The sequence below is a fragment of the Bartonella sp. TT121SHDZB genome, assembly GCF_042193415.1.
Lineage (GTDB): Bacteria > Pseudomonadota > Alphaproteobacteria > Rhizobiales > Rhizobiaceae > Bartonella.
The window spans coordinates 13,683-30,271 of sequence record NZ_JBHILR010000010.1 but is presented as its reverse complement, the minus strand read 5'-3'; the positions used below and the strand labels follow the sequence as shown (position 1 = coordinate 30,271).

Genomic DNA, 16,589 nt, shown 5'->3' with positions numbered 1-16,589 from the left:
ATAATGTTAAGTTAAACATATAAACATTGAGAATGTATAAAAAATAAATACTTACTTTACACTTCATAAAATACTATCTACTTATATAAAAAACTAATCTATATTTCAAGTGTATTTAAAAACGATAGCGTAAACCACCTGAAAAAATGGTTCCTGAAAACCCTGCTTTGCTAAGATGATGCTGATAGGTTACATCTCCATGCAATACAAAATTTGAAGATAACTGAGCTTTCAATCCCACCCCAGTTTCTAAAGAAGAACCAAAAGCACCTAATTGGAATTTATCTCCAAATTGTACATGTTGTTTTCCTCCAAAACTATTGGAAAGATGAAGTTTTCCATTGAAAGAAATAACATGTCCTTCTTCAGAAGCAGAAAGCGCCTTACTTAAACGCCCACCAACACGCATCACCCACTGATCAAGTTTTCCCATTTCAACATCAAAGCCATCGATATCAGATGTCTTATCAAATCGTATATTTTGATAAACGACCTGAACCTGCGGATCAAAAATAAGCCCCTTATGTCCTGTCATCAATGACTGACCCGCAATCAACGAAGCACTCAAAGGTGTTCCCTTCAATGTTGTTGTCTTACCTCTTGCTTGCGTCAGAACATCCCCTTTAAATAAACCGTAGGAAAAAAGACCATCAATATAAAAGCCTGTATCATACTGCATACTGCCATATGTTGTAAGAGACCATTTATCGAATGCGCTTTTTTTGCTTTCTTCAACATCTTGAGGTTGTAGAGAGATTTTTCCATAGTTTCCTATTATTCCAAAGCTTAAGGAATGATGTGTATCCTCAATCGCATTGAGCAAAACACCTGCCTCTATAGCGTTATAATTCAAATTTCCGCTATAACCATATTCAAGCGCAGACAGATCAGAAACATAACGATAACTTCCACCGTAACCTCGTGCAAAAAGAGCAGAACTTTTACCATTTTCTCCCAAAACTCCAGCAGTGGCACGCAATGTCTCCAGCTGTTTATTGTGATTGTTCATATCCATCAAACCAACCTGAAACAAAGCATTAGGCATCAATAGATATGTTGGAACTTGTGGGACAACAGCTTTAATGTCCTCTTCAAGATAATGAGCAGAAGCATCATGACCAACTAAAACATTATTATGATGCGGATAGGATCCAATAGAACGAGACACACGGAGATGAGAAGCATGCTTTTTCAACTGAGAAGTTTTCAATTGAGCAGTACGAGGAGAACGCTGAACATATTCGGCTTCAAGTCGGTAATCCCAAAAATCTCCATTCTTCTTTATTGATTTCCCTTTAGCTAACTTGTTTTCATCTTTTGCTTTCCCATGAGAAGAATTTGGACCATACGCACGCAGACTATATCGATAAGGCGCTCCTCTTAAAGCGACATAGCCTGCTGCCAGTTTAAAAGAATCTTCCGCTGCTTTTCCATAAACCTGAATAATTGAAATGCTTTTATTATCTCCTTGCGTACCTTTGTTATGACTCTTTCCCTTCCCCGAAGCTGCTGGAACTTCTACGACATAGACTTTAGTTTTTCCATAAACATTCCCATAGATCAAAAGTTTATCGGCTTCGATCCCTCTAACTTGCCCATCTGTTATCGCAAGAGATGCATTTACAAGAAGGCGTGCATCATTGGCAATGTAAGCATAACCTAAGCCATTATCATCATCCAAACTCCCAATGCGAAGTGTCTGATAATGACCATCTCTTGGTTTCTGGAAGAAAATAGAACTATCACTAACCCTTACAAAGGAAACAGATGAAGCACGCCACTTATTATTTTTCCCTGGCGTCACCGTCCATTGCGATTTATTAGATAACTCAACTTCGGCATAAGATTTTTTATCAACGCGTGCACCTCCCACAAAAAAAGAAGCATCAGCTTCAACGGACACATGCGAGTTAACTTTAACATCTAATAACCGATTAGCAAAGATACGCGATCCATCTAACGCAGTAATATAAGGAAATCTTTTGGCATCATCGATATAAATAGCTATACCATTAGGAACTTTAAAGTTAGTCTTCTTGAACTGAACCTCCCCCAATGCAGCCAATGCCTCTCCTTCTATATATTCTTCTTGTAAGGGACTTCCTTTTAAATAAAGCCCACGGATCCCATGCCCATTAAGAGTAATATCTGAATTCTCAAAAACAACACCAGAATAACGCCAATCCCATGAACCATATAAAGGCTTACCATCCAATACACTATATTTAGTCTCACCGCCAGAAATGAAAACGCCCTCTGAGCTCTCCATCACAAGCCCATAAATATTTGAAACGTTAACCTTACCTTCCTTAACAAGAAGAGAACCGCCTTGCTTCACACCAAAAACTGCCTGATTAAAGCCATTATTATAATTATAGGCATTTATACTTTTACCATTGACCGTATTCTTGCCACTTCCCGTAATGGAAACGTTATCCAAAACAATCTTCATCTTTTCTTGTGCAAGCACTTGTGATGAAATTGTACCAGTGTTTTTAAACTCCAAAACTCCATCAATCCCCCAACTCCCTTTTTCTCCCACCTTAATGTTTATTTTATCAAACTTTTTTACGTTCGTAATACCAGAAAAATCGTTACCAGCAGTGTCTAAACGAAATCCATTCATACGATCACGTTTCTCAAGATCATCACATGAATAGGACTTTAAAAGGGTAGTACACGAAGATTTCTCCTGTGCATTCACATTTACATTATGCACAAAGAAAAAAACAGACGTTGTAAGAGCACATAAACATACATGGCGTTTTAATACCTTAATCATAATTCACTCTAAAACCTCTTTATTTCACCTTCATCAAAAACTGAAAAACACATCTGACCCCATCTCATCGGTTATTACCATTATGGTCATTTACATAATTCGCTTTGAATTATACGATAAACAAAAAGCCCAAAGATAACGCGATAAAGTTACATTTTTTACTTATTGCTTTCGCAAGGGATGTGTTTAAAAATACAGTTAAAAACGATAGCGTAAACCACCTGAAAAAATAGTTCCTGAAAACCCTGCTTTGCTAAGATGATGCTGATAGGTTACATCTCCATGCAATACAAAATTTGAAGATAACTGAGCTTTCAATCCCACCCCAGTTTCTAAAGAAGAACCAAAAGCACCTAATTGGAATTTATCTCCAAATTGTACATGTTGTTTTCCTCCAAAACTATTGGAAAGATGAAGTTTTCCATTGAAAGAAATAACATGTCCTTCTTCAGAAGCAGAAAGCGCCTTACTTAAACGCCCACCAACACGCATCACCCACTGATCAAGTTTTCCCATTTCAACATCAAAGCCATCGATATCAGATGTCTTATCAAATCGTATATTTTGATAAACGACCTGAACCTGCGGATCAAAAATAAGCCCCTTATGTCCTGTCATCAATGACTGACCCGCAATCAACGAAGCACTCAAAGGTGTTCCCTTCAATGTTGTTGTCTTACCTCTTGCTTGCGTCAGAACATCCCCTTTAAATAAACCGTAGGAAAAAAGACCATCAATATAAAAGCCTGTATCATACTGCATACTGCCATATGTTGTAAGAGACCATTTATCGAATGCGCTTTTTTTGCTTTCTTCAACATCTTGAGGTTGTAGAGAGATTTTTCCATAGTTTCCTATTATTCCAAAGCTTAAGGAATGATGTGTATCCTCAATCGCATTGAGCAAAACACCTGCCTCTATAGCGTTATAATTCAAATTTCCGCTATAACCATATTCAAGCGCAGACAGATCAGAAACATAACGATAACTTCCACCGTAACCTCGTGCAAAAAGAGCAGAACTTTTACCATTTTCTCCCAAAACTCCAGCAGTGGCACGCAATGTCTCCAGCTGTTTATTGTGATTGTTCATATCCATCAAACCAACCTGAAACAAAGCATTAGGCATCAATAGATATGTTGGAACTTGTGGGACAACAGCTTTAATGTCCTCTTCAAGATAATGAGCAGAAGCATCATGACCAACTAAAACATTATTATGATGCGGATAGGATCCAATAGAACGAGACACACGGAGATGAGAAGCATGCTTTTTCAACTGAGAAGTTTTCAATTGAGCAGTACGAGGAGAACGCTGAACATATTCGGCTTCAAGTCGGTAATCCCAAAAATCTCCATTCTTCTTTATTGATTTCCCTTTAGCTAACTTGTTTTCATCTTTTGCTTTCCCATGAGAAGAATTTGGACCATACGCACGCAGACTATATCGATAAGGCGCTCCTCTTAAAGCGACATAGCCTGCTGCCAGTTTAAAAGAATCTTCCGCTGCTTTTCCATAAACCTGAATAATTGAAGCATCATGGCGATCTCCTTCCTTAACTTTTAGCGTCTTTCCTTTCCCTAGAGTCACCGAAGGATTTACAATATACACCTTGGTTTTTCCGTAAACATTCCCATAGATCAAAAGTTTATCGGCTTTTACATTTTTTCTTGTACCGTTGGTAGCAAGCTGTGCATTAACATATAAGCGCACATCCCCTCCAGCAATATAAGCATAGTCACTGGATTGATCGTCTACGCTTCCTACATGAAGTCTCTGATAATAACCGCTTTGAGGTTTATTAAATAAAATAGAACTATTAATAAGACTTACAAATGAAACAGATGAATCTACAAAATACGGACCCTTCCCATTCTTCTTAAGCGCACTTTTACTTGCTCTTACAGTCCATTGTGATTGATTGAACAACTCAACACTACCGTAAGAACCTTTCTCAACCTGTGCTCCCCCTGTAAGAAAAGACGCATAAGCATCAAGTGCAACAAATGAATTATTTTTAACATCTAATAACCGATCGGCAAAGATACGAGAACCTTCCGATGCTGTAATGTAAGGATACCTCTTCGCATCATCACTATAAATAGCTGTACCATCGGGAACATAAAGAACCGTTTTTTTAAATCGAACTTCTCCTAAACTCGTAAGAAGCTCTCCCTCTTGATATTTATTTTGCGAAGGGCTTCCCCTAAAATGCAAACCATGAGCTCCATCTCCTTTAAGAAGGATCTTTGAGTTTTCCAAAGAAACCAAAGACATAGCATTATCCTGCAACTCAAGTGATCTTTCCTTAAAAATCGGTTCAGCACTCTCAATCGCTATACCATGAACATCTGTAACATGAACTTTACCCTCATCAACGAAAAGAAAACCGCTCTGCTTCACACCAAATACAGATTGAGATATCTTACTACTTCTTTCCTTTTCACCATTTCCCGTAACAGACACCTTCTTAAAAGAACTTTTCCCATCTTTTGACACAATCACAGCTGATGTAATCTTCTCAGATTTATTAAATTCCAAAGTCCCACCAATTTCTGAAATGCCTTTTTCCACTTTACCTTTTTTCAGCTCAATATTATTGGACTGGAACATAGAAACAACATTAAAACTCGTATCGAATCCTTTCACATATTCTTGATCGCTTCTTTCAACAGTCTTAGCAGCATCAACAATATCACACGAATACGATTTAAAAAGGGAATTACATGAGGGTTTATAATCTTCTGCACTCACATCTACATTATGCACAAAAAGTAAAACAGAGGTCGTAAAGGCACACAAATACACATGGCGTTTTAATACGTTAATCATAATTTATTCTAAACTTTCTTTATTTCATCTTCATCAAAAACCGCAAAGACACATCTGGCTCATCTACAGGCTATTATTATTACGTGCCGTCCACATAATTCGTTTTGGATTATATGTAAAGTTAAAAATCGTAAAAATAACACAATAAAATCACGTTTTGTACTTATTATTTTTTACAAAAGATATATTAAAGAAAAATACAATTAAAAATGATAGCTTAATCCATCAGAAAAATGCGTTCCAGAAAAACCAGCCATCGTAAATTTGTGCTGGTAATTAAATCACTATGAAAAATAATTTTTAGAAATAATTGCGAAAAAACACCAAATCCAGCTTCTAAAGAAGTCCCAAAGGAACCAAGCTGGAAAGCATCTTTAAAATATACAAATTGTTTATCATCAAAATTACGAATGAAATGAAACTTGCCATAGAATGAAAGAACATGTGCATCTTTAGTCAATGTAAATGTCTTGGTTAAATACCCACCGATACGCACCTCCCAATGATCTGGTCTTCGCATATCAATATTAAAATTATCAATATCACGAGTCTTATGAAACTGGAGATTTTGATAAACAAACTGAACCTGTGGTTCAAAAATAAAATATCGGCTGCTCGATCATAAACGTTTTACCAGCAGTTGGAAACACTTAGAGGCTTACCTCTCAATGCAGCCGTTTTACCTCGTTCAAGTGTGAGAACATTTCCATTAAACAAACCATAAGAGAAGAGACTATCCATATAAAGACCTGTATCATGCTGCATGCTTCCATATGCTGTGATTGTCCATTTATCAAATATACTTTCTTGACTTTGTTGAACCTTTCGAGGCTGCAAAGAAAGCTTGCCATAATTTCCCATAATTCCCAAAGATGTCGTACTGTATGCACATTCGATTTTTTTGAGTAAAATACTTGCCTCTAGTACGTTATAATCAAGATCACCGCCATAATCACCATATTTAAGTGCAGATAAATTTGAAGTATAACGATGATGTCCGCCGTAACCGCGCAAAAACAAAGTGGGATTTTCATCATTTTTCAACAACCGACCAGAAACAGTTCGCAGCGCTTGCAACTGCTTGTTTTGATTAATAATATCCATCAATCCAGCATAAAATAAGGTATTTGGCACAAGAATATATGTCAGAACCTGTGGAACAACGACTCTCACATTTGGCTCAAAATGAGAAGAAGGCTCAAAAACAGATGCCGGAACAGAAAAACTAGACGCAGGTGGAGTAACAACAGAAGGAGTGGGTGAAACATGCGGCGGAACAGGTGAAACCGATGCAGGTGCTGCAACAACAGAAGGAGCGGGTGAAATATGCGGCGGAACAGGTGAAACCGATGCAACTGGAGTAACAACAGAAGGAGCGGGTGAAACATGCGGCGGAACAGGTGAACCAGATGCAGGTGGTGCAACTGGATGAGATTCAGCAATAGCGGGAATAGCAGGTGCAAGAGAGGAAGGAGGATTGGGGATCTCAAGCACCAAAACATCAGATACATTAGGTGTGGTCGTAAGATGGAAATTCCGATCAGGAGAATCTACTGGAGAAGAAAGACTTGGCTCCTGAGTTTTTTTCCTAGAGTTAGAATCAATAGAACCATCCTCACCTCCAGTAATATTAAGATGAATTTTAGGAAAAGAAGGAATATCATCAGAAGAAGGGGGGACAACCAAATCAAGAACAGGAAAAACTTTAGTGGAATCAAGAGAAGTGGAATCAACAAATTGACTTTCAAGGCGGAAATCCCAAAATGTTCCAGAGTTTTTAAGCACTCTTTGATTGGAATCTGCCGCCCCTAAAGAAGAGCTTGGACCATAACTCTTAAGATGATACTGATAGGGAGAGGCTTCAAGTGTGACATACCCCCCCTTTAACTGAAAAGAATCTTCAGCAGCTTGTTCATAAACCTGAATAATGGAAATCCCCTGATTATTACCACCATCTCCCGTCAATGCCCCTGGACTTCCAAGAATCTTATAAATATGAACTGTTGTTTTTCCTTCAAGATCACCATTGATTAAAAGCCGGTCAGTTTTTTGCTCTTGCAGAGCTCCGCCTTTATCCAAATATGCATTAAGATAAAGATTCACATCACCGTGCGCTTTATAGACAGTCCCCGATCCTTTTCTGATGAGAAGTGTCTGATAACCATTTGTTTTTTAGATTTTAATTCTTCAAAAACAAAAGAACTATCCGTAAGATCGACCGATGAAATGAAGGAATAGTCCCCTAAATTAGAACCAGAAGCATCAGAATTTTGCAATTTGTCATATTTTGGTCGCGATAAAATCCACTTTGAACCATTTTTTAAATCTATCTTAGCTGTAGAACTTTCATCAACATATACGCCTCCTACAAGGGTAGAAGCATCAGTCTCAATCTTTACATTGGAACGCTCAACAGCTTTCAGGAGTGAATCACCAGAAACTGTTGAATTTTGTAAGAGTTTAACAAAACTTTCAAATTCGCGGCTATAAATAGCCGTACTTTCTGGAGCCATAAAAGTTGTCTTTGTCAAATGGACAGTCCCTTTTCCAGGTATAATTGTTTTTTTATCATTTAAGACAGCTTTCCAAAAAAGCGCATGCCATTAAATGCATTTTCTCTCACAAAAATATTGGAATATTTGATATGAGCAGTATTATTATCATTGTCCTCCAAGGCAATACCATGCGCTCTAATGACATTAACGTTTCCCTTCTGGAAATTAAGAGAGCCTTTCCCCTGAAGCATACTAAAAGCAGAACCTTCTCGATGATTATCTGTATTTGCTACCTGTTTTCTCCTCCCAGTAATAGAAACATCATCTAAATTAATTTCTCCATCTCCTCCTGTTTGAGCACCAATACCACTGGTAAAATCAATTTTTCCTCCTTTCATATAAATTTTGCACCATTATGACTCAAAAGACCTATCGCATCAGAAGATGTCTTAATCTCTGTCTTGGTCAAAGAAACAAACGACTCTTTACCCGCAACACTAATCCCCATTCTGATTGCTTTAATCACCCCATCCTGCATCTCAAAAGCCCCCTTCTCATTAACATCAGCCCCTATCGACACATTCATTTAACATGGAATCAAATAGAGCAACCCCTCCCCCTTTTGAGGCTTTTACAGCTGTTGTCCAAGCGTTGTTTTCTGAATGGCTATTTGTATTTGAGACACCGTTAATAATTATAGCCTTTCCCTCAATAACCGTATCTTCCCCTGATGCCTCTAGGGCTGCATTAGAACTTTCACCCGTGAGTTGATAAGTTTTCTTGGAAATTTCATGCGTTCGACCATCATTACAACGATAAAATGAGGCACTTTCATTACATGAATATTGCTTCTTCTGAGAAGAAATCTCACCAGCATCAGCATTATGTGCAAAGAAAAAAATAACCGTTGTAAAACGACATAAAGAGAGATAATTTTTTATAAACTTTCTTCCCCTTCTCTAGAAAAAAAAGACATGCGTTCTGTTTAATAACTTTGGTTACGCGTGTATAAAATGCATTTTGTATTTTATACACGCGTATATGTTTTATGTAAAGCCAGAATCTAAAAATATTACAATTTAAAATTGTGTATTTATAAAAAACACGTAAAAATATAGACAACAAAATACCCCCCAAGACGGTAACCTCAAGAGAATTTATCAATTGACCCTAAAGGAAGAAAAACAGCATAAAAAGTAAAAACTTGCAAACCAGAAAGCTTTATCTCGTTTCCAGAAATAAACAAACTTGCTCATAAAAAACACTCTTTTAAAAAGCTTATTTTCAAAAGTTGCAAACAAAACAATAAAAAGCCACAAGCTATGCTTGTGGCTTTTTTTAAAAAAATTGATCGGAAAGGTAATCATACTAAAAACGATAGCGCAATCCACCAGAAAAACTGATTCCAGAAAAACCACCTTTGCTCAACTTATGCTGATAAACCAAATCACCATAAATCGCTAAATTTTGAGATAAGCGGGCATTAACACCTAATCCAGCCTCTAGAGAAGAACCAAACGTTCCTAACTGGAAAGAATCTTTAAAGCGTACAGACCTCTCTTTGCCAAAATCATGGGCAAAATGAATCTTACCATAGAAAGAAGCATCACGATCCTTTTCAAATGCCGCAAGAGTCTTCGTCAAACGACCACCAATACGCACCATCCATTGATCAAGTTTACCCATCTCAATATCAAAATGATCAATATCGCGGGTCTCATTAAATTGAAGATGTTGATACACAACCTGAGCCTGTGGATCAAAAACAATGCCTTCATATCCTGTAGCAATTGTCTGACCACTCATCAATGAAATACTTAAAGGATTACCCTTCAATGTTGCTGTCTTACCCCGTGCAGTTGTCAGAACATCTCCCTTAAATAGACCATAGGATAAAAGACCATCGACATAGAATCCTGTATCATGCTGCATACTGCCATAGACTGTAGCAGTCCATTTATCAAATGTACTTTTTTGGCTTTGTTCAACATCTTGAGGCTGTAGAGAAAGCTTTCCATAAGACCCCAAAACCCCAAAGGATATAGTACTGTCAACATCTTCAATTTTTTGTAGTAAAACACCAGCCTCTATGGCATAGTACCCTAGATCCCCCCCATAACCATATTCAAGTGCAGAAAGATCTGAAGTATAATGATAACTTCCACCATAGCCGCGCAAAAATGAAGCAGGATTTTCACGAATTTCCAACATTCCACTAGGATGAGTTCGCCATATCTCCAACTGCTTGTTTTGATTTCTGATATCCATTAAACCAGCATGGAACAAACTATTAGGCAAAAGCAGATAAGTTGGAACCTGCGGAACAATTGATCTTACCCCTCGTCCAGATGAAGAAATATTTTCAATTTTAGAAAGACTATCCGCAGAAGATGCCGAAACATCATCATCAGAAGATTCGGGAACAATATCCTCAACAGAAACATGTGCAGGAGGTGTGCGTTTAGAAACCATAAGAATGTCGTTATTATCTGCAGATGTTTGAACATATTCATTTTCTAAACGAAAATTCCAAAATGCTCCTCCGTTCAAAGCAAATTTCTGTTTAACATGCTCATCCCTTACAGTGGCACTTGGACCATAAGAACGAAGTACATATTTATAAGGTGCCCCCTCTAAGGCAACATACTGTCCATTCAATTGAAAAGAGTCATGCGATGCATCTCCATAAACTTGAATAATTGAAACACTATGCGCTTTTTCGTTTTTTTCTTCTAAGCCTCCAGCAACCCCTTGTATATGTACTATCGTTCTTCCCTTAACGTTACCATAAATGAGAAGCCTATCCGTTACTTGATGACCACTTGTATCATTAGGATTTAAACGTGCATTCAAATGAATCCAAGCATCACCAGAAGCCTGATAAACAATACCTGTTCCTTCTCCAATATAAAGCGTCTGATAGACATGAGCAATGCTGGATTTCGGTTTTTCAAAAGTAATAGAACTATTAGAAAGATTGATCGATGAAATAAATGAAACATCTCTATAATGAGGATTATGTAATTTTTTATGTCTTGGTTGCAATAAAGCCCACTGTGAATTATTTCCCAAGATAAGGTTGACTTTAGAACTGTTATCAACCTGAGTTTGACCGACAAGTGCAGAAGCATCAGCAACAACCTCTATAGAAGAGCCATGATCAGCCTTCAGCAATAAATCTCCAAAAAGCTTTGTTTCTTTTAAAAATATTTTAGACTTTCCAGATTGACTGCTATAAATAGCTATACTATCTGGAACTAAGAAACGCGTCTTTTTCAAATCAACGCGCAATGATTTCCTCTCTGACGAACCTTCTGATGCTGCCACACCTTCAAAGTGCATACCATAAAATGCATTACCTTTCACTGTAATATTGGAATCTCCAATATCAATCTGAGAACCTTTATTTCCCTGCAATAAAATCCCATGAGCATCAGTAACATCAACAGTCCCTTTCATAAACTCAACATAACCATCTTCAAATATATGAAAAGCAGCCTGACGATCATCTGCATGCAGCCCCTGACCATCCTTGCCAGTATTACCTTTTCCGCTAATAGAGACACCATTTAAAATAAGATATCCTTTTTCTCCTGCTTTAACCCCAACACTCCCTAAGCTAATTTTCGTATTCGTTAAATCAACTTTACTTTGAGATTTTCCTCCAGCAACAGCCCCCACTTTGATTGCATCAATTGATCCACCAGACATTACGATGAATCCACCTTGAGCTTCCACCCCCACTAAAACCCCACTCAACGTGGAATCGCTCAGAACGACATCCGCCTTTTCTGATACCTTTACTCCATATTTCCAAAAGTTCTTTTCCGAATTATTCTTTTCATCCCCAATACCCTTAACAGTTATTTTCTCGCCACTAATAAACGTACCTTTTTTAGACACTTCCATGGCTCCATGAACACCATTAACATGTTTATCCGTTAGCGAATAAACTTTATTCTTAATTTCATGCTCTCCACCATCACCACACTGATAAAATGCTGCATTCTGATCACATGAAGACTGCTTTTTTCCAGAGAGAACCTGAAGTTCAGCATTGTGTGCAAAAACATCAACATTGTGTGTAAAAAAAAGAAGTGCTGTTGTAAAAGTACATAAGGAGAAGCGATTTTTAAATAGACTGACCATAATTCCACCATAATCCCCCCTCTTTTTGCCAAGAAATATACATAACGTATTAAAAACTTAACTAAGAGAAAAACATTCAACACGTTTAGGTTCTAATATGTGATGTTTATTAATGTTTTTTGTGTTTTATGTAAATATGGAATTAAAAAATTACTCGAAAATACAATCTAAATCTGTCGCTTTTACAAAGAATTCGCAAAAATATAACTAAAAAACGACAGAAAAATCACCTTTAAAGTTGTTATTCAAAAGCAGCCTTAATCAGTTGACATGCATTAAAACACCTACTTTAACTGCTGTCTAATCACCCCCAGAACGGGTATAATCAACATCCTTACGATAGATATTATATTGAAACAATGTGCACTCTGTAAGTGACAAAGCTTAATATATGCCAAAATTGGGAAGAAAAGCTATTACATATGTCTGTTTTTAGGCAATCTTCATAGAAATACAGCCTAATTTAGAAAGAGGAGGAAAGTGTAAAAATCAAACAGTTCCAATTTTATCTTCTTCTTTTAATTCAACTGTATAATATTTAAAAACATTCAGAGCCGTATTTTAAAAAGTGAAGATGACACATGACTTCATCTTTTTATTTATTGCATTTAAAGAAAACACACTTTCAAAAAACAATACGTCATTATGTTTCTCATTCCCCAATTTTCTCAGATGTCTCTTTTACTTTCCCCCATTTCGCAACAACAGCGAATATAATATAAAGTTTATTGGATATAACGCTCATTGCGTTTACGTAAAATAGAGAAGCATTCTTTTTGCCAACTTTTCATATTGTAAATCCTCTCCTCTTAACAGACTTCACAAAAATCTATAAATCTTTTCTTAAACAGTTTTTTATCCGCTTACTCATCCACCTTGTGATATATTGCAAACGAATGCTTTTTATGGATTCATCATAAAAGCCTTTAAAATATTTCAGCCCCCTAAATTAAAATTATCTTTATAAATAAGTGTGTTATAAATAATATAATTATCACTCTGAGGTACGCATTTTACAACACTAACATACAAACTCATTAAATTTTTTAAGAAGAACAAAAGAAGTCCAATCAGAAAGCGTATTAAAGATATACAAAATCACTCTCTTGTAAAAATGAAACGAATAAAGAACGAGAAAAAGCCACAAGCATAACTTGTAGCTTTTTCAAAGATTAATCAAAAACAGGAACAACACTAGAAATGATAACGCAATCCACCTGAAAAACTCGTTCCAGAAAAACCAGCTTTCGTTAGCTTGTGCTGATAAACCAAATCGCCGTAAAGCGCAAATTTTTGAGACAATTGTGCATTAAAACCTAATCCTGTTTCTAATGAAGAGCCAAAAGCACCTAGCTGGAAAGCATCTTTAAAATGCACAAATTGTTTTCCTTCAAAACCATGAGCAAGATGAAGCTTGCCATAGAAAGAAATAACTTGAGCCTCATCAGTAGCGACCAGTCTCTTTGTTAAACGCCCCCCAACACGCCCTATCCATTGATGAAGTTTTCCTAAATCAATATCAAAGCCGTCCACATCACGCACCTTATTAAATTGAAGATATTGATAAACAACCTGAACTTGAGGATCAAAAACAAAACCATCCTCTCCTACCATAAATGTTTTACCAGTAGACAATGAAGCACTTAAAGGATTTCCCTTTAATGTTGCCGTCTTGCCCCGTGCAGTTGTTAGAACATCACCTTTAAACAAACCGTAAGACACAAGACCATCAACGTAAAAACCCGCATCATGCTGCATACCACCGTATGCCGTAACTGACCATTTATCAAATGTACTTTTTTGACTCTGCTCAACATTCAAAGGTTGCAAAGAAAATCTCTCGTAAGCCCCGATAACTCCAAAAGAAGTGGAACCATACATATTTTCGATTGCTTTCAGCAAAACACCTGCCTCTAGTGCATTATAATCAAACTCGCCGCCATAACCATATTCAAGCGCGGAAAGATTTGAAGTATAACGATGATTTCCGCCATAACCGTTCACAAAAAAGAGAGGCTTTTCACGACTTTCTAATAAGCCCCCAGAAGTAATTCGCAAAGCTTCTAACCGCTTATTTTGATTATTAACATTCATCAAACCAATATGACGTAAGGCATTAGGCAAAAGGAGATAAGTCGGAACCTGCGGAACAACAGCTTTAACGCCCGGCTTAGGATGAGGCTCCGGAGCTGGTTCTGGTCCCGGAATTGGCTTAGGAGCAGGATCTGGTTTAGGTTTAACATCAGAATCTATAGATCTGCTTTCAAGACGGAAATCCCAAAAATCTCCACTCCCTTCAACTAATCTCTGATTCATGCTTGCTTTTCCAAACTCAGATCCTGGACCATAACTATAAAGCTTATACTGATAAGGTAATTCGTTTAACGCTACATAACCACCTTCCAACTGAAAAGAATCTTGCTTTGCTTCTCCAGAAACCTGAATGATTGAAATACCTTCATCATTCCCCCCCTCTCCCGTGTATCCTCCTGGACTTCCTGCAACTCCATGCACTTGGAGCTTTGTTTTTCCCGAAACATCACCATGAATTAAAACACGATCAGTCTTTTGGTGATTAAGAGCACCGCCCTTATTCAGGTATGTATTAAGAGAAATAGAGGCACCGCCCTGTGCTTTATAAACTTCACCCTTTCCCTTTCCCACACGAAGGGTTTGATAATCATCAACAGAAGAAGATTCGTGTCTTTTAAAATTAATAGAGCTCTCATCCATAAGACTCACGAGTGAAATAGAAGAATTATATGCAGCCCCATTTTGATCTTTTTGCAACGGTTGTTGTAAAATCCATTTAGAACGGCCTCCCAAATAAAGCTCGGCATTAGAATTTTTATCAACGTGTGTGCGACCTTCAAGAGTAGAAGCATCAGCCAAAACTGTTATAGAAGCACCTTCCTCAGCTTTTAATAAAAAATTCCCTGAGCGAAGAGTGCTGTGCACCAACCCCACCGCACCAGAAATAATGTTTCTACTATAAAGAGCCGCATCGTCTAAAACAGAAAACTCTGTTTTATCCAAATTAACAACTTCTAATCGTGGTGGGGCTTTTTCTTCCTCTGATGAAATCTCTTCTTTTTTATCCCCAACTTCACTCCATGGCTTCTCTCCGCGAAAATAGATACCATAAGATCCTTTACCCTTTACGGTAACAGAAGAGAGTTTCATACTAACTTCAGTCACAGGAATCTTTGAATCAGAATCCTCATTTGATAAATCTTTAACTTCCTGCAGAGGAATAGAATTAACTGTATTTTCTAATAATATGCCATGGACATCCATAGCATGAATAGTAGTAGCTTTAAAATTAACAGCTCCCCCTAAATCCGTACGCAAAACTGCATGATTATCCGAATTTTTTTCTTTACCCTTCCCAGTAATTTTAACATTCTCGAGATTTACTTTTCCACCTAACATCGAAGAAATCCCATGGCTGTTCATAAAATCAACTGATCCACCTGACATCCAAATTTCTGAATGATCATAACTTAAAAGGCTTGCATTCCCATTAGCGGTCTTAATTTTTGTATCTTCTAAAAGAACAAACGATTTCTCTGCTGCATCAACACCTTCATGGCTCTCCACAATCTTTCCATTTTTTACCTCAATCACGCCATTACTCGCACGAAAGGCTATAACTGTATCTTTGATAATAGGATCTTCCAAAACAATCTTACCGTTTTCTAATATATGCACACCCATTAGAAAAGTCTCATCAGCAACTTGACTACTAACCGTTACATTCTTCCCGCGAACTTCTGTACCTATTCCCTTCACCGTTATAGCAGTGAAATTAACAGGATAGTTGGAAACGTTCTCATTCGTAAATATATAAGATTTATTATCAATGTTGGTTTCCCCTTCAATCTCCCCGCAATTATCGCATATATAATATGCACCATCATGTAATATCAACTTATCATTTTCATATATTTCACGAGCATATGCACTTCCTTTTTCCTCACTGTCTTCACTGAAAAAGCTAGAAATATTATCCCCTATAGGATATCCATCAACACTGATAAAATAATTGCTGTTTGGAACAGTGGGGGCAATTGGAACGACATAAATATCGGTACTGCTAATACCATAAGAGGGCGTGCTATAACGCCCTTCAACACCTGCTCCAACCATTACTCCACTTTGGAGAAAAGAGAAGATAGCTGTTGTACAAGCACATAAACATACATGATTTCTAAAAACTTTAATCATAGTTCCCTCGAAACTTTCCTTCCCCTCTCATTAAAAATAAAAGCACCTGCAAAACATCCCACTGCACACCTCAAAAATACGAAGAGTGTAACAAAAAGGACATG

Annotated in this window: 9 protein-coding genes; all 9 read right to left on the bottom strand. The window is 37.2% G+C overall.

Going from position 1 to position 16,589, the window contains the following annotated elements:
* Positions 1-115: 115 nt before the first annotated feature.
* Positions 116-2,782 (bottom strand): autotransporter outer membrane beta-barrel domain-containing protein, encoded by a 2,667-nt coding sequence (locus ACFIKI_RS06670; RefSeq protein WP_375666443.1) that lies wholly within the window; start codon positions 2,780-2,782, stop codon positions 116-118.
* A 198-nt stretch (positions 2,783-2,980) separates the two neighbouring features.
* Positions 2,981-5,614: an autotransporter outer membrane beta-barrel domain-containing protein gene (locus tag ACFIKI_RS06665; protein WP_375666441.1), complete on the bottom strand. Its 2,634-nt coding sequence runs from the start codon at positions 5,612-5,614 to the stop codon at positions 2,981-2,983.
* 217 nt (positions 5,615-5,831) lie between these two features.
* Complete coding sequence (locus tag ACFIKI_RS06660) at positions 5,832-6,134, bottom strand: hypothetical protein (RefSeq protein WP_375666439.1); 303 nt, start codon at positions 6,132-6,134, stop codon at positions 5,832-5,834.
* A 110-nt stretch (positions 6,135-6,244) separates the two neighbouring features.
* A complete protein-coding gene (locus tag ACFIKI_RS06655; RefSeq protein WP_375666437.1) occupies positions 6,245-7,717 on the bottom strand; it encodes an autotransporter outer membrane beta-barrel domain-containing protein in 1,473 nt (490 codons plus the stop codon).
* Entirely contained in the window at positions 7,714-8,145 is a 432-nt protein-coding gene (locus ACFIKI_RS06650) for a hypothetical protein (protein WP_375666435.1), read from the bottom strand. Before ACFIKI_RS06650 ends, ACFIKI_RS06655 begins: the two co-directional genes overlap by 4 nt.
* Positions 8,146-8,186: 41 nt before the next feature.
* Positions 8,187-8,507: a hypothetical protein gene (locus ACFIKI_RS06645; RefSeq protein WP_375666431.1), complete on the bottom strand. Its 321-nt coding sequence runs from the start codon at positions 8,505-8,507 to the stop codon at positions 8,187-8,189.
* A complete protein-coding gene (locus ACFIKI_RS06640; protein WP_375666430.1) occupies positions 8,504-8,695 on the bottom strand; it encodes a hypothetical protein in 192 nt (63 codons plus the stop codon). Before ACFIKI_RS06640 ends, ACFIKI_RS06645 begins: the two co-directional genes overlap by 4 nt.
* A 782-nt stretch (positions 8,696-9,477) precedes the next feature.
* Positions 9,478-12,258, bottom strand: coding sequence for an autotransporter outer membrane beta-barrel domain-containing protein (locus ACFIKI_RS06635; protein WP_375666428.1), 2,781 nt, complete (start codon positions 12,256-12,258; stop codon positions 9,478-9,480).
* 1,194 nt (positions 12,259-13,452) lie between these two features.
* Entirely contained in the window at positions 13,453-16,485 is a 3,033-nt protein-coding gene (locus ACFIKI_RS06630; protein WP_375666426.1) for an autotransporter outer membrane beta-barrel domain-containing protein, read from the bottom strand.
* Positions 16,486-16,589: the final 104 nt, after the last annotated feature.